Annotated in this window: 11 protein-coding genes and 1 pseudogene; 9 read left to right on the top strand and 3 right to left on the bottom strand. The window is 66.7% G+C overall.

The window, feature by feature from the left end; all coding sequences use genetic code 11:
* The first annotated feature begins 101 nt into the window (after positions 1-101).
* The 6 genes and pseudogenes from ISN75_RS09085 to pilH all read left to right on the top strand — a co-directional run bounded on the left by ISN75_RS09085 (position 102) and on the right by pilH (position 8,016).
* Positions 102-2,939: a 2-oxoglutarate dehydrogenase E1 component gene (locus tag ISN75_RS09085; RefSeq protein ID WP_167257746.1), complete on the top strand. Its 2,838-nt coding sequence runs from the start codon at positions 102-104 to the stop codon at positions 2,937-2,939.
* Between the two features lie 6 nt (positions 2,940-2,945).
* A pseudogene (gene odhB / locus ISN75_RS09080) lies at positions 2,946-4,152 on the top strand (2-oxoglutarate dehydrogenase complex dihydrolipoyllysine-residue succinyltransferase).
* A 179-nt stretch (positions 4,153-4,331) separates the two neighbouring features.
* A complete protein-coding gene (gene lpdA / locus ISN75_RS09075) occupies positions 4,332-5,759 on the top strand; it encodes a dihydrolipoyl dehydrogenase (RefSeq protein WP_167257748.1) in 1,428 nt (475 codons plus the stop codon).
* A 188-nt stretch (positions 5,760-5,947) separates the two neighbouring features.
* Entirely contained in the window at positions 5,948-6,544 is a 597-nt protein-coding gene (locus ISN75_RS09070) for a TIGR00730 family Rossman fold protein (RefSeq protein WP_167257749.1), read from the top strand.
* A 23-nt stretch (positions 6,545-6,567) separates the two neighbouring features.
* A complete protein-coding gene (locus ISN75_RS09065; RefSeq protein ID WP_343819642.1) occupies positions 6,568-7,566 on the top strand; it encodes a YhdH/YhfP family quinone oxidoreductase in 999 nt (332 codons plus the stop codon).
* An 84-nt stretch (positions 7,567-7,650) separates the two neighbouring features.
* Positions 7,651-8,016, top strand: a complete 366-nt coding sequence (gene pilH / locus ISN75_RS09060; protein WP_026634409.1) for a twitching motility response regulator PilH — start codon at positions 7,651-7,653, stop codon at positions 8,014-8,016.
* A gap of 210 nt (positions 8,017-8,226) precedes the next feature.
* On the opposite strand, the gene ISN75_RS09055 is transcribed toward pilH, so the two are convergent.
* Entirely contained in the window at positions 8,227-9,126 is a 900-nt protein-coding gene (locus ISN75_RS09055; RefSeq protein ID WP_167257751.1) for a DnaJ C-terminal domain-containing protein, read from the bottom strand.
* A gap of 110 nt (positions 9,127-9,236) precedes the next feature.
* Complete coding sequence (locus ISN75_RS09050) at positions 9,237-9,665, bottom strand: Hsp20/alpha crystallin family protein (protein ID WP_167257752.1); 429 nt, start codon at positions 9,663-9,665, stop codon at positions 9,237-9,239.
* A gap of 152 nt (positions 9,666-9,817) precedes the next feature.
* On the opposite strand from ISN75_RS09050, the gene ISN75_RS09045 reads away from it, so the two are divergent.
* The 3 genes from ISN75_RS09045 (at position 9,818) to ISN75_RS09035 (ending at position 12,039) form a co-directional block, all read left to right on the top strand.
* The gene (locus ISN75_RS09045) at positions 9,818-10,306 is read left to right on the top strand and encodes a peroxiredoxin (RefSeq protein WP_343819644.1); all 489 of its coding nucleotides are present in this window, start codon (positions 9,818-9,820) and stop codon (positions 10,304-10,306) included.
* A gap of 148 nt (positions 10,307-10,454) precedes the next feature.
* Positions 10,455-11,660, top strand: a complete 1,206-nt coding sequence (locus tag ISN75_RS09040; protein WP_343819646.1) for a M23 family metallopeptidase — start codon at positions 10,455-10,457, stop codon at positions 11,658-11,660.
* Positions 11,661-11,736: 76 nt separating this feature from the next.
* Positions 11,737-12,039, top strand: a complete 303-nt coding sequence (locus ISN75_RS09035) for a hypothetical protein (protein WP_343819648.1) — start codon at positions 11,737-11,739, stop codon at positions 12,037-12,039.
* Between the two features lie 935 nt (positions 12,040-12,974).
* Here the strand turns inward: ISN75_RS09035 and gyrA are convergent.
* Positions 12,975-15,620: a DNA gyrase subunit A gene (gyrA, locus tag ISN75_RS09030; protein ID WP_167257620.1), complete on the bottom strand. Its 2,646-nt coding sequence runs from the start codon at positions 15,618-15,620 to the stop codon at positions 12,975-12,977.
* Between the last annotated feature and the right edge of the window lie 43 nt (positions 15,621-15,663).

Raw genomic sequence — 15,663 nt, 5'->3', positions numbered from 1 at the left:
GCCGCTGTGCAGCAGCCGGGGCCATAATTAACAGGATTTTTCCCCGCCATCCGCCAGGTCGACGGATGGCCTGAGGCCTCCCTTCCCTCACCGGTGGTGACGTGAGCACAAATCTGATTCGCGAGTTCTTCGATTCGTCCCAGCTCGCCGGCGGCAACGCCGATTACGTAGAGCAGTTGTATGAGTCCTGGCTGGCCGACCCCGCGTCGGTCCCCGCCGAATGGAACCAGTATTTCGGGACCTTCAAAGGCCGCGAATCCGGTGACGTTCCGCACTCCGCGGCGATCGCCCGCATCGAAGCCGCGCAGAAGCAGCGCGCCGTGGGCGTCGCCGCCCCCGTCGACGACGAGCACGCGCGCAAGCAGGCCGCGGTGCTGCGCATCCTTACCGCCTACCGCTCGCGCGGCCACCTGGCCGCCGACCTCGATCCGCTGGGCCTGGCCGAGAAGCTGCCGGCGCCGGACCTGGGCCTGGCCTTCCACGGCCTGAGCGACGCCGACCTCGACACCGAATTCGACTGCGGCAACTTCGCCGGCGGCGGCCAGCGCATGAAGCTGCGCGAGCTGCTGGCGCGCCTGAAGAAGGTGTATGCCGGCACCATCGGCGCCGAGTTCATGCACATCAGCAACCATGAGCAGCGCAACTGGATCTACACCCGCCTGGAAAAGGCCGGCGGCAGCGCCGGGCTGGACCCGGCCGGCAAGCGGCGCGTGCTGGCGGGCCTCACTGCCGCCGAGGGCCTGGAGCGCTACCTGCACACCAAGTACGTGGGCCAGAAGCGCTTCTCGCTGGAAGGCGGCGACAGCCTGATCCCGATGGTGGACGAGGTGGTGCGCACGGCCGGCGACAACGGCATCAAGGAAGTCGTGGTCGGCATGGCCCACCGCGGCCGCCTGAACATGCTGGTCAATATCCTGGGCAAGCCGCCGAAGACGCTGTTCAACGAGTTCGAAGGCAAGTTCGAGCACCCGGACGACCCGGCCCACTCCGGCGACGTGAAGTACCACATGGGCTTCTCCGCCGACGTCAAGACGCCCAACGGCGGCGTGCACGTGGCGCTGGCGTTCAATCCGTCGCACCTGGAGATCGTCAACCCGGTGGTGGCCGGCTCGGTGCATTCGCGCCAGATCCGCCGCCGCGACAGCGAGCGCCAGCAGTCCATGGCCGTGCTGATCCACGGCGACGCCGCCCTGGCCGGCCAGGGCGTGAACATGGAACTGTTCAACATGTCGCAGGCGCGCGGCTTCCGCATCGGCGGCACGCTGCACATCGTGGTGAACAACCAGGTGGGCTTCACCACCTCCAATCCGCAGGACGCGCGCTCCACGCTGTACTGCACCGACCTGGCCAAGATGGTCAACGCGCCGGTGCTGCACGTGAACGGCGACGACCCGGAAGCGGTGATCCAGGCCACCCGCCTGGTCTACGACTTCCGCAAGCAGTTCCGCAAGGACGTGGTGATCGACCTGGTCTGCTACCGCCGCCACGGCCATAACGAGGCCGACGAGCCGGCCGCGACCCAGCCGGTGATGTACCAGATCATCCGCGCCCGCCCGACCACGCGCGACCTGTACGCGCAGGCCCTGGTCAAGGAAGGCGTGATCGCCGACGGCGACGCCCAGAAGATGGTCGACGAGTACCGCTCGCGCCTGGAAGCCGGCGACCCGATGACCGAGCTGACCAGCGCCCTGGTCAAGGACATCGAGGTGGACTGGAACCAGTTCATCGGCGGCAAGCTGTCCACCCAGGCCGACACCGGCGTGCCGAAGGCAAAGCTGGTCGAGCTGGCCAACAAGATTCTCGAAGTGCCCTCGGACACCACGCTGCAGTCGCGCGTGGCCAAGATCTACGACGACCGCCGCAAGATGGCCGCGGGCGAGCTGCCGGGCGACTGGGGCTTCGCCGAGAACCTGGCCTACGCCACCCTGGTGGACCAGAACTACAACCTGCGCCTGGTCGGCCAGGACGTGGGCCGCGGCACGTTCTTCCACCGCCACGCGGTGTTGCACGACCAGAAGGACGGCCACACCTACATGCCGCTGGCCACGCTGCGCGACAACGCCAGCGTCGAGGTGATCGACTCGCTGCTCAGCGAAGAGGCGGTGATGGCCTTCGAATACGGCCACGCCACCACCGACCCGTACACCCTGCACATCTGGGAAGGCCAGTTCGGCGACTTCGCCAACGGCGCCCAGGTGGTGATCGACCAGTTCATCAGCTCGGGCGAATCGAAGTGGAACCGCCTGTGCGGCCTGGCGCTGTTCCTGCCGCACGGTTACGAAGGCCAGGGTCCGGAGCATTCCTCCGCGCGCCTGGAGCGCTTCCTGCAGCTGTGCGCGCTGGACAACATGCAGGTCTGCGTGCCGACCACGCCGGCCCAGGCTTTCCACATGATCCGCCGCCAGATGGTGCGCCCGACGCGCAAGCCGCTGATCGTGATGACGCCGAAGTCGCTGCTGCGCCACAAGCTGGCGATCTCCAGCCTGGACGAACTGGCCAACGGCGAATTCCAGCTGGTGATCGGCGAGCACCGCGAGCTGCCGGCCAAGAAGGTCAGGCGCGTGGTGCTGTGCTCGGGCAAGGTCTACTACGACCTGCTGGAAGACGCCGAGAAGCGCGGCCTCGCCGACGTCGCCATCGTGCGCGTCGAGCAGCTGTATCCGTTCCCGCGTCCGCAGGTCGTGGCCGAACTGGAAAAGTACGCTTCCGCCAAGGAAGTGATCTGGTGCCAGGAAGAACCCATGAACCAGGGCGCCTGGTTCCAGATCCGCCACCACCTGCAGGCCTGCGTCAACGCCAAGCAGAGCCTCTCCTACGCCGGCCGCGCCCGCTCGCCGGCGCCGGCTGCCGGCCACCTCAATACCCACGTCGCCGAACAGGCGGCACTCGTCGAGCAGGCGCTGGTCGCGCCGATCGGCACCGACCACGCTGCGGAGTAAGACCCGATGTCCATTGAAGTCAAAGTGCCCGTTCTGCCCGAGTCTGTCTCCGACGCCACCATCGCCACCTGGCACAAGAAAGTCGGCGACGCGATCAAGCGCGACGAGAACCTGGTCGACCTCGAGACCGACAAGGTGGTGCTCGAAGTGCCAGCTCCGGTCGACGGCGTGATCAAGGAACTGAAGTTCCAGTCCGGCGACACCGTGACCAGCCAGCAGGTCATCGCGGTGATCGAGGAAGGTGCCGTGGCCGCCGCGCCGGCGCCCGCCGCCGCTGCGCCGGCTGCCGCCCCCCGCCCCGGCCGCCGCGGCTCCCGCCGCCGCCAAGGGCAGCGCGGACCTGTCCCCGGCCGGCCTGCGCGTGGCCACCGAGCAGAACATCGACGCGTCGAAGGTCGCCGGCACCGGCCGCGACGGCCGCGTGACCAAGGAAGACCTGGTCAACTACGGCAAGGGCGGCGCCGCTGCCGCGCCGGCCGCCGCAGCCCCGGCCGCGAAGCCGACCCCGGGCGCGCGTCCGGAAGAGCGCGTGCCGATGACGCGCATCCGCGCGCGCATCGCCGAGCGCCTGATGCAGTCGAAGAACTCGATCGCCATGCTCACCTCGTTCAACGAAGTGAACCTGGCCGAGGTGGTGAAGATGCGCAAGACGCTGGGCGAGCAGTTCGAGAAGTCGAACGGCGTGAAGCTCGGCTTCATGAGCTTCTTCGTCAAGGCCGCCGCCGAGGCGCTGAAGCGCCACCCGGTGATCAATGCCTCGGTCGACGGCAACGACATCGTCTACCACGGCTACCAGGACATCTCGATCGCCGTGTCCACCGACAAGGGCCTGGTCACCCCGGTGCTGCGCGACGTGCAGGACAAGAGCTTCGCCGACATCGAGAAGGGCATCCTGGAGTACGCCAAGAAGGCGCGCGACGGCAAGCTGGGCCTGGACGACCTGCAGGGCGGCACCTTCACCATCACCAACGGCGGCACCTTCGGCTCGCTGCTGTCGACCCCGATCGTGAACCCGCCGCAGAGCGCGATCCTGGGCATGCACACCATCAAGGACCGCGCCATCGTCGAGAACGGGCAGGTGATCGCCGCGCCGATGATGTACCTGGCGCTGAGCTACGACCACCGCATCATCGACGGCAAGGACGCGGTGCTGTTCCTGGTCGACATCAAGAACCAGCTCGAGAATCCGCAGCGGATGCTGCTCGGTCTTTGATCGCCTTTGCGATCAAAGACCGGGGAATCGGGAATCGTGGATAGGGAATAGTAAAAACCCCTCCCACGATTCCCGCTCTTCGCTGCCTTGATTGGTTGATGGAATAGCGGGTCGCCCTCATAGCATCCTGGCTTTTCCGATTCCCTATTCCCCCTTCCCTATTCCCGCGAGCGAATAACATGAGCGAGCAACAATTCGACGTCATCGTCATCGGCGCCGGCCCGGCCGGCTACGTGGCCGCGATCCGCGCCGCGCAGCTGGGCCTGAAGACCGCCTGCATCGACGCCTTCACCGGCAAGGACGGCAAGCAGGCGCTCGGCGGCACCTGCCTCAACGTGGGCTGCATTCCGTCCAAGGCGCTGCTGGATTCGTCCAAGCAGTTCCACAACCTGACGCACAACTTCGCCGTGCACGGCATCACCGCCGACAACGCGAAGATCGACGTGGCCACCTTCGTCGGCCGCAAGGACAAGATCGTCAAGCAGTTCACCGGCGGCATCGGCCAGCTGTTCAAGGCCAACAAGGTCACCGCCTTCTACGGCACCGGCAAGCTGCTCAAAGGCAACAACGTCGAGATCACCGCGAACGACGGCAGCAAGCAGACCATCAGCGCGACCAATGTGATCCTGGCTTCGGGCTCGGTGCCGATCGAGCTGCCGTTCGCCAGGTTCGACAACAAGTTCATCGTCGACAACGCCGGCGCGCTGGATTTTCCGGAAGTTCCGAAGCGCCTGGGCGTGATCGGCGCCGGCGTGATCGGCCTGGAACTGGGCAGCGTGTGGGGCCGCCTCGGCGCCGACGTGACCATCCTCGAAGCGCTGCCGGACTTCCTCTCGGTGGCCGACGCCGACGTGGCCAAGATCGCCGCCAAGGAATTCGCCAAGCAGGGCCTGAAGATCAAGCTCGGCGCCAAGCTGACCAAGGCCGAGGTCAAGGGCAACGAGGTTGCGCTCACCTATGAAGACAAGGACGGCGCGCACGAGCTGGTGGTGGACAAGCTGCTGGTGGCGGTGGGCCGCCGCGCCTACACCGCCGGCCTGCTGGCCGACGACACCGGCGTGAAGCTGGACGAGCGCGGCCGCATCGTGGTCGACAACCACAACCACACCGGCGTGGACGGCGTGTGGGCCATCGGCGACGCCGTGCGCGGCCCGATGCTGGCGCACAAGGGTTCCGAGGAAGGCGTGGCGGTGGCCGAGTGGATCGCCGGCAAGGCCGGCCACGTCAACTTCGACACCATTCCGTGGGTGATCTACACCGAACCGGAAATCGCCTGGGCCGGCAAGACCGAGAAGGAACTGAAGGACGCCGGCATCCCCTACAAGGTGGGCACTTTCCCGTTCGCCGCCATCGGCCGCGCCGTGGCGATGAACGAGGCCGTCGGCCAGGTGAAGATGCTGGCCCATGCCGAGACCGACCGCCTGCTCGGCGTGCACATGGTCGGCCCGGGCGTGTCCGAGCTGATCGCCGAAGCCGTGGTGACGATGGAGTTCAAGGGCTCCGCCGAAGACCTGGCCCGCATCGTCCACGCCCACCCGACGCTGTCGGAAGCCGTGCACGAAGCCGCGCTGTCGGTGGACAAGCGCGCGATCCACAAGGGCAACTGAGGTCAGGACGACCTCATCCCGGACAGCGCGGGCTGCGCGTCGAGCCGGGATCCAGGCATCACCGGCGCGGCCCGTCCATGGCGACATGGGCGGGCCGTCCGTTTTCGGGGACAGCTCCGAAAAGCCGGCTTCCTTCACATCCCCGCGACCTGCCGTCGCCCCCTAATTCCTTTTCCCCGGAGACCCCCATGCCCCAGCCCACCGCCATCTGCGTCTATTGCGGCTCGAGCCCGGGCGGCTCGCCGGAATACACCGAGCAGGCGCGCGCCTTCGGCGCCGAGATGGCGCGGCGCGGTATCGCCCTGGTCTACGGCGGCGGCAAGGTCGGCCTGATGGGCACGGTGGCCGACGCGGTGCTGGCCGGCGGCGGCAAGGTGATCGGGGTGATCCCGCGCCAGCTGGTGGAGCGCGAAGTGGCGCACGCGGGCCTGAGCGAACTGGAAGTGGTCGAGACCATGCACCAGCGCAAGACCCGCATGTTCGAGCGCTCCGACGCCTTCGTCGCCCTGCCCGGCGGCTTCGGCACCATGGACGAGATGTTCGAGATGCTGACCTGGGCGCAGCTGGGCCTGCACAGCTTCCCTTGCGCCTTTCTCGACGTGCGCGGCTACTATCGCCAGCTGCGCGGCATGCTCGACCACATGGTGGACGAGCGCTTCGTGCGCGCCGAGCAGCGCGACAGCGTGTGGTTCGGCGACAGCATGGAAAAACTGTTCCACTGGATGGAGCACTACCAGGGCCACTACAGCCCCAAGTGGATCGACCGCAGCAGCGTCGAAGCCTGACCCATCCTTCCGGACGCCACGCCATGAGCGACATCGAGTTCCGCGCCTTCCGCATCCACAACGACGGCTCCGGCTATCGCGGCGGCATCGAAACCATGAGCACCGCCGTGCTCAGCGCCGGCCAGGTGCTGGTGAAGACGGCCTGGTCCTCGGTCAACTTCAAGGATGCATTGGCCGGCGCCGGCAAGGGCAAGATCCTGCGCCAGTACCCGCTCAACGGCGGCATCGATGCGGCCGGCATCGTGGTGGCTTCCACCGACCCCAAGTTCAAGGAAGGCGATGCGGTGCTGTGCACCGGCAGCGGCCTTTCCGAAGTGCGCGACGGCGGCTACGGCGAATACGCGCGCTTCGACGCGCACTGGACCATCCCCCTGCCCGCCGGCCTCAGCTTGCGCGAAAGCATGGTGCTGGGCACCGCCGGCTTCACCGCCGCGCTGGCCCTGCTGCAGATGGAAGACAACCGCCAGACGCCGGCGCTGGGTCCGATCGCCGTCACCGGCGCCTCCGGCGGCGTGGGCATGCTGGCGATCGACATGTTCAGCCGCGCCGGCTACGACGTGCATGCGATCAGCGGCAAGGCCGACCATTTCGACTTCCTGCGCAGCCTCGGCGCCAGCGCCTGCATCGATCGCCACGAGCTGGTGTTCAGCGGCAAGCCGATGGATTCGGCGCGCTTCGGCGGCGCCCTGGACAACGTCGGCGGCGCCATGCTGGCCGGCCTGCTGCCGCTGGTGGCGCCCTACGGCAACGTGGCGATCTGCGGCAATGCGGGCGGCATCGCGTTCGACAGCACGGTGATGCCTTTCATCATCCGCGGCGTCAACCTGCTGGGCGTGGCCTCGGCCGGCACCGCGCGGGAGCAGCGCGAGCGCGTATGGGAAAAGCTGGCGGGCGAGTGGAAACCGCGGCACCTCGACCGGATCGCCACTCGCGAAGTGAGCCTGGATGAGCTGCCGGGCGTTTTCGAGCGCATGCTGGCAGGCGACTCGTTCGGGCGCACAGTTGTGAGACTTGAAGTGTAAAGCCCAAGCTGAACCGACTTGGAAGAGCCGCTAGCGCGGCTTAGAATCCTTCGAAACACGAAACAACAAGGGGACTCCCACCTTATGGCACGTATTCTGATCGTCGACGATTCGCCGTCGCAGTTGCTGGGCATCAAGCGCATCGTCGAGAAGCTGGGGCACGAGACCCTGACTGCGGAAGACGGCGCCGCCGGCGTGGAGGTGGCCAAGCGCGAGAAGCCCGACCTCATCCTGATGGACGTGGTCATGCCCAATCTCAACGGCTTCCAGGCCACGCGCACCATCAGCAAGGATCCGGAAACGCAGCACATCCCGGTGATCCTGGTGACCACCAAGGACCAGGAAACCGACAAGGTGTGGGGCCTGCGCCAGGGTGCGAAGGCCTATGTGACCAAGCCGATCAAGGAAGAAGAGCTGGTGGAGACGCTGAAGGGTCTGCTGCCGGCCTGAACTGGCGAGGCGAAGCAGTACAGAAAAACGGCGCCCTGGGGCGCCGTTTTTTTATTGATGATTGCCTCGGTACTTAAATCCTGATTCCTTCTCCCACCGGGAGAAGGTGCCGGCAGGCGGATGAGGGTTCGGCCGGAGCCGTGCGCATCACTCTTGCGCTCCGCCCGTACCCTCACCCCAACCCCTCTCCCGGTGGGAGAGGGGCTTTAATCAACGCCGCGGATCGAATCCTTCGAACTCATCGCGCAACGCCTCATAGGCTTTTTTCTGCGCCTCCGACTCCGCCACCGGCGCACGGATCGACAACTCCACCAGCTGGTCGCCCGGATGCGCTCCCGGCAGCCCGCGCCCCTTCAGGCGCAGCTTGCGGCCCGACTGCGAGCCGGCGGGGATGCGCAGGTCCACGGTGCCGGCCAGGGTCGGCACCGGCACGGTGGCGCCCAGGGCGGCTTCCCAGGGGGCGATGGGCAGCACGTGGAGCACATTGCGGCCGTCCAGGCGGAAGCGCGCGTCGTCGCGGAACTGCACTTCCAGCAGCAGGTCGCCGCTGGGGCCGCCGCCGCGGCCGGGGTGGCCCTGGCCGGACAGGCGGATCACCTGGCCGGGCTGGATGCCGGCGGGGATCTTCACTTCCAGCACGCGCTCGTTGCCGCTGCCGTCGTGCAGGGCCACGCGCGTGCGGCCGCCGTCGAAAGCGGTCTGCAGCTCGATCTGCACCTGCGCCTGGATGTCGCTGCCGCGGCTGGCGCGGGCCTGGCCGTGCGCGCCGCCGGCCGCGCGGCCGAACAGGCTTTCGAAGAAGTCGCTGAAATCGCCCCCGCCACCGCCGCCGAAATCGAAGTTCTGGCCCTGGCCCCAGCCCGGCGGCGGACGGAACTGTTCGCCGCCGCGGTAGCCGCCGGCGCGCAGGTTGTCGTAGGCGCGGCGCTTTTCCGGATCGCGCAGCACTTCGTTGGCCTCGTTGATGGCCTTGAACTTCTCCTCGGCGCCCGCTTCCTTGTTCTTGTCCGGATGGTATTTGCGGGCGAGCTTGCGATAGGCCGCCTTGATCTCGGCCTCGCTGGCGTCCGCTTTCACGCCCAGGGTGTCGTAATAGTCTTTGAATTCCACTGCCACTCCCGCCAATGGCTGCTGCAAGTCCAAACAACGCGGACGGCCCGCCACGGATCATGGTCCGTGGCGGGCCGTAGCCGCAACACGCAAGCGTCTGATGTGCGCGCTTAGTGCGTGGTTTCGATGGTGATGCGGCGCGGCGCGCTCTCGGCCCGCTTGGGGATCGACACTTCCAGCACGCCGTGGCGGCCGTGCGCGGTGATGCCTTCCGCATCGGCGCTGTCCGGCAGCGCGAAGCGGCGCAGGAAGGCGCCGTGCGCGCGCTCCACGCGGGTGTGGCGCTCGCCCTCGGCCGGGGCCTCCTGCTTGCGCTCGCCCTTGATGGTGAGCACGCCCTTGTCCATGCTCACTTCGATGCCGGCCGGGTCGATGCCCGGGATGTCGGCCAGAATCACGAAGCGCTTGTCGTCTTCCTTGATGTCCACGCGCGGCGCCCACTGCGCCTCGCCGGTGTTGGCGTTGACGGGCTGCTCCACTTGGAACAGATGGTCGCCCAGGCGCTGCCGGGGCCAGGAAAGCGTACGTCCCAGATACATGGTGAATCCTCGAACAGGTTTGCGGTGCCATCACCGCCTGCCCGGATAGATAGGTGCGCGCCGCGACGATTCAAGATGACCAGCCAAGACGACAGCCGCGGCCCCGAGGCGCTAGCATCCCCGCGTTTACCCATTCTGCAGAGTGCGTTCCCATGACCACGATCCAGCCCGGCCAGGCCCTGCCCGACCTCGAGATCAAAGCCATCGTCGACGGCCAGATCGAAACCCGCCAGACCGCCGCGCTGTTCGGCCAGCACAAAGTGGTGCTGTTCGCCGTGCCCGGCGCGTTCACGCCGACCTGCTCCAACAAGCATCTGCCCGGCTACGTGCAGCGCTTCGCGGAGTTCCAGCAGCGCGGCGTCGACGTGATCTGCATGGCGGTCAACGATGCCTATGTGATGCAGGCCTGGGCGCGCGACCAGAAGGTGCCGCCCGGCATGCTGATGCTGGCCGACGGCAATGGCAGTTTCACGCGCGCGCTGGGGCTGGAACTCGACGGCGCTTCGTATGGCATGGGCCTGCGTTCGCGCCGCTTCGCGCTGTATGCGGAGAACGGCGTGGTGCGGCAGCTGCAGGTGGAAGCGCCGGGCGAATTTCGCGTGTCCAGTGCCGAGGCGATGCTGGCCGCAGTCGACGCTTAGCACCCTCTCGGTACCGACCGGCGTAGGTTGGGGTGAGCCGCAGGCGAACCCCAACACCGTGGGGCGCCCGCCATTGGTCATGGTGTGTGGGCACTAGCGCGCCGCTTCGTGGTCTCCCACATTGGCCGGCATCGCCATCGGGGGACTCATGAAATCCGCTTCGACGTTCGGCCAGCTCCTTCCCTTCGCCATCGCGCTTCTCGGCATGTCGCTATCCCCCGCCTTCGCGCAGCGCGCCCCCGTCGTGCAGACCTTCGACCTGCGCGTGCCGTGGCAGCCTCAGCCGGTCAAGGTCAACGGCCAATGGCAGCTGCTGTACGAGCTGCACCTGGACAACTACGCCGCCGACCCGCTGCAGCCGAAGCAGCTGCGCGTGCTCGATGCCGACAACGGCCACGTGCTGCGCGACTACGACGAAACCGCACTGCGCGCGCTGCTCGGCGGGCCGGGCATGTCCGGCAAGAAAGGCGATACGACGATCGCGCCGGGCGCGCATGCCGTGGTGTATCTCAACCTGAGCTTCGACGAAGCGCCGGCGGACCTGCATCTCACCCACGAACTCAGCGCAGCACGCGACGACGGTACGGCGGTGCAGGCGCAAGGCGGCCAGCTCACGCTGCGGCATGGGCCCGCACCCGTGGTGTTCTCGCCGCCGCTGCGCGGCGGCTACTGGGTCGCCATCTACGACAGCGCCTGGCCGCGCGGCCATCGCCGCACGCTGTACGCGGTGAACGGCGCGGTGCACGTGCCCGGACGCTTCGCCGTCGACTGGATCAAGGTCGACGCGCAGGGCCGCTACACCCAGGGCGATCCCACCGACAAGAACCACTGGCTCGGCTACGGCGAAGAAGTGCTGGCTGTAGCGGACGGCAGGATCGCCGCCGCGCTGGACGGCATGCCGGAGCCGGCCAAAGTCGACCCCGGCAAACCCACCCGCGTGCCGCTGCAGGACGCCACCGGCAACTACGTGAGCCTGGACCTGGGCGGTGGGCACTATGTGTTCTACGAGCACCTGAAGACCGGCAGCATCACGGTGAAAGCGGGCCAGGCAGTGCATCGCGGCGACGTGATCGGACGGCTCGGCTACACCGGCGAAACCACCGGCCCGCATCTGCATATGCATGTCGCCGACGCGAACGTGCCGCTGGATGCGGAGGGCCTGCCTTATGCGTTCGACCAGTTCGGCTGGGTCGGCAGCTATGCCTCGATCGGCGATTTCGGCGAGCAGAAACACTGGCTGCCGTCGGCCAGCGTCGTGGTGCGCCGAGGAGAACTGCCGGCGCCGCTGTCGGTGCTGAGCTTTACGCCGCCGTATGTCTTCAAAGCAGTATCCCCGACGACGAAATCGCCTTGATCGGGAAATACCTCAAGGAATAGTCCTAGGTGACCGGATACATCTACGGTCACCTTCACTATTCGAATGCTTATCCATGGATCTTCGTCACACCGGCCGCACGCGGCCCTCCTTCGGTTTCGCCATCGCCACCCTGCTGCTGTCGCCCGCTGCCGCGCAAGCCGAGCAAGGGCGGATTCAATTCACCGGAAGACTGGTGGCGCTTGCGGCGCCGTTGAGCGTTGCTGGTGTGCATGTGTTGCCGGATGGGAATTCCGCGAGCGCGCGGAAGCAGCTATTGAGTACCGCGCTGGCCGGCGGCGATACACCCGAGCTGTTGCGGTATTTCGTCGGCTATGCCGGGAGTGATGCGCGGTTGACTGTCACCACTTACGAATAAGTGTGGCGTGGTGGGTGTGCCCGTTATTCCGGCGCAGGCCGGGATCCTTTTGCGGTATCGCCTGGTTTTTGCGCTGACGCGATTGGGCCGCTTATGCAGCGGGCATTTCGGACGCCTGCCGGCGCCCGAGTCACTTTCTCTTTGCTGGCCCAAAGAGAAAGTAACCAAAGAGAGAATGGCCTGAGAGCCAAGGCTCGCGACGCGACTAGAAGGAGCAGTGGGCGGCTGCGGTAGCCTGATTAACCTGGGTCTACACGAAACCACAGTGCGTTTACGTAACGCGTGCTTCAACGTGCCGTCGCCGAGAGGATGTTCAATGACCGAGGCCAGCTTTTAGGCTTAGCCCTGTTCGTCGCGTAAGCGCACGGCGTAGGTTGGGGTGAGCCATAGGCGAACCCCAACATGGCGAGGCGCGTGAAGGTGCGGGTGTTGGGGTTCGCCTGCGGCTCACCCCAACCTGCGCCGGCAAGATTTGACGTTGCGCTCCGCCCGGCCCCTCACCCTGCCCTCTCCCCGGAGGGGAGAGGGGTGGCATCGTGAGGTAGGCAGGAACGAAGAGCCAAAGCTGGCCCCGGTTCTTGAACGTCCTCTCGGCCACGGCACGTTGAAGAAGCCGCTACGTAAACGCAAAGTCGTTTCGTGTAGACCCAGGTTAATCAGGTTACCGCAGCCGCCCACCGCTCCTTCTAGTCGCGTCGCGAGCCGTTGCTCTTAGGCCATTCTCTCTTTGGTTACTTTCTCTTTGGGCCAGCAAAGAGAAAGTGACCCGGGCGCCGGCAGGCGCACGGAATGCCCGCTGCATAAGCGGCCAAGTCGCGACAACCCCACCTAGTCGCTACTGGATCCCGGCCTACGCCGAAATGACGAGCAAAAAAATCCCCCGCCGCGGTGCGGCGAGGGATCTCATCAATCAGCGCTGAGCAATCAGCCGCCGATCACTCCTCCGGCGTCGGCTCGCCGGCATCGCCCGCATCGCCGGCATCCGGCGCCGCAACGTCACCACCCTGCTCCACGCCGCCGCTCCCGCCATCGGGTGCATCCGCACCCTCAACCTCCTCCTCCGCATCCAGCCGCACCACGCTGACCAGCGCCTCATCGGCCGGCAGCTTGATCAGGGTGACGCCCTGGGTGTTGCGGCTGAGCTGCGAGACTTCCGCCACGCGGGTGCGCACCAGGGTGCCCTGGTTGGAGATCAGCATCAGCTCGTGCGCCTCGGTGACCTGCACCGCGGAGACCAGGCCGCCGTTGCGCTCGGAGCACTGGATGCCGATCACGCCCTGGGTGCCGCGGCCCTTCTTGGGGAATTCCTCCAGCTGGGTGCGCTTGCCGTAGCCGCGTTCGGTGGCGGTGAGAATGTCGCCTTCCGGTTCGGCCACGATCAGCGACACCACTTCGGCGCCGTCGGCCAGCTTCATGCCGCGCACGCCGGTGGCGGTGCGGCCCATCGAGCGCACCTCGCCCTCGTCGAAGCGCACCGTCTTGCCGTTGGAAGCGAACAGCAGCACGTCGCTGTTGCCGTTGGTGAGCGCCACGTTGACCAGGGCGTCGCCCTCGTCGAGGTTGATGGCGATCTTGCCCTTCTGCAGCTGGAAGGCGAACTCGTTGAGCGGCGTCTTCTTCACCGTGCCCTGGCGGGTGGCGAAGAACACGTAGCAGTCGTCGCTGTATTCGCGCACCGGCAGCACCGCCTGCACCTTCTCGCCGGCGGCGAGCGGCAGCAGGTTGACCATCGGCTTGCCGCGGGCGTTGGGGCCCGATTCCGGCATCTGGTACACGTTGAGCCAGTACACGCGGCCGGTGCTGGTGAAGGTGAGCAGGGTGTCGTGGGTATTGACCACCCACAGCTGCTCGACGAAATCCTCGTCCTTCAGCGCCGAGGCCGAGCGGCCCTTGCCGCCGCGCCGTTGGGCACGATAAGTGCTGGCCGGCTGGCGCTTGACGTAGCCGGTGTGCGACAGCGTGACCACGACGTCTTCCGGCGCGATCAGGTCGAGGACGTTGAGGTCTTCCTGCGAATGCTGGATCTCGGTGCGGCGCTTGTCGCCGAATTCTTCCTTGACCACTTCGAGCTCGGCGCGGATCACCGCCAGCAGGCGGGCCGGGTCTTCCAGGATCTCGATCAGGCCGCGGATGGTGGCCAGGATCTCGCGGTACTCGTCGGAGAGTTTTTCCTGCTCCAGGCCGGTCAGGCGGTGCAGGCGCATGGCCAGGATTTCCTGGGCCTGCACGTCCGAAAGCTGGTAGCCGTCGGCCTTGAGGCCGTCGCGCGGGTCGAGGTCTTCCGGACGCGAGGCATCGGCGCCGGACGCGCCCAGCAGGGCCGAGACCATGCCCGGCTCCCACTTGCGCGCCAGCATGCGCTCGCGCGCTTCCTGCGGCGAGGCGGAGCTGCGGATCAGCTCGATCATCGCGTCGATATTGGCCAGCGCGACGGTGAGGCCTTCGAGGATGTGGGCGCGGGCGCGGGCCTTGCGCAGTTCGAAGATGGTGCGGCGGGTGACCACCTCGCGGCGGTGGCGGATGAAGGCCTCGAGGATATCCTTGAGGTTCAGCAGGCGCGGCTGGCCGTCCAGCAGGGCCACCATGTTGATGCCGAAGGTGACCTGCAACTGGGTCTGCTGGAACAGGTTGTTGAGCACCACGTCGGCCATCGAGTCGCGGCGGATCTCGATCACCACGCGCATGCCGTCCTTGTCGGACTCGTCGCGCAGCTCGCTGATGCCTTCGAGCTTCTTTTCCTTGACCAGCTCGGCGATCTTCTCGATCAGGCGCGCCTTGTTCACCTGGTACGGCAGCTCGCTGACGATGATCGTCTCGCGGCCGTTGGATTCGGTCTCGATCTCGGTCCGGGCGCGCACCAGGATGCGGCCGCGGCCGGTGCGGTAGGCCTCGACGATGCCGGAGGAGCCGTTGATGATGCCGGCGGTGGGGAAATCCGGGCCGGGGATGTACTGCATCAGGTCGTCGACCGACAGCGACGGGTCGTCGATCAGGCCGATGGTGGCGGCCACCACCTCGTTGAGGTTGTGCGGCGGCACGTTGGTGGCCATGCCCACCGCGATGCCGGCGGAGCCGTTGACGAGCAGGTTCGGCACGCGGGTGGGCAGCACCAGCGGCTCGCTTTCGCTCTCGTCGTAGTTGGGGCCGAAGTCGACGGTTTCCTTGTCGATGTCGGCCAGCAGCTCGTGGGTGAGGCGCGACATGCGCACCTCGGTGTAGCGCATGGCCGCGGCGTTGTCGCCGTCGACCGAACCGAAGTTGCCCTGGCCGTCGACCAGCATGTAGCGCAGCGAGAACGGCTGGGCCATGCGCACGATGGCGTCGTAGACCGAGGCATCGCCGTGCGGATGGTATTTACCGATCACGTCGCCGACCACGCGGGCCGACTTCTTGTAGGGCTTGTTCCAGGCGTTGCTCAGTTCGTTCATCGCGTACAGCACGCGGCGATGCACGGGCTTGAGGCCATCGCGCACGTCCGGCAGGGCGCGGCCCACGATCACGCTCATGGCGTAGTCGAGGTAGCTCTGGCGCATCTCGTCTTCGATGTTGACGCGGATGATTTCTTTGGCGAGTTCTGCCATCAATCGGCTTCCCTGGATGAAGAAAAAGGGCCGTGGCGCGCGA

The organism is Dyella marensis (genome assembly GCF_049532885.1).
GTDB classification, from domain to species: Bacteria; Pseudomonadota; Gammaproteobacteria; order Xanthomonadales; family Rhodanobacteraceae; genus Dyella_D; species Dyella_D marensis.
Note: the sequence above shows the minus strand (reverse complement) of the source record. Positions and strands in the feature narration are given on the sequence as shown.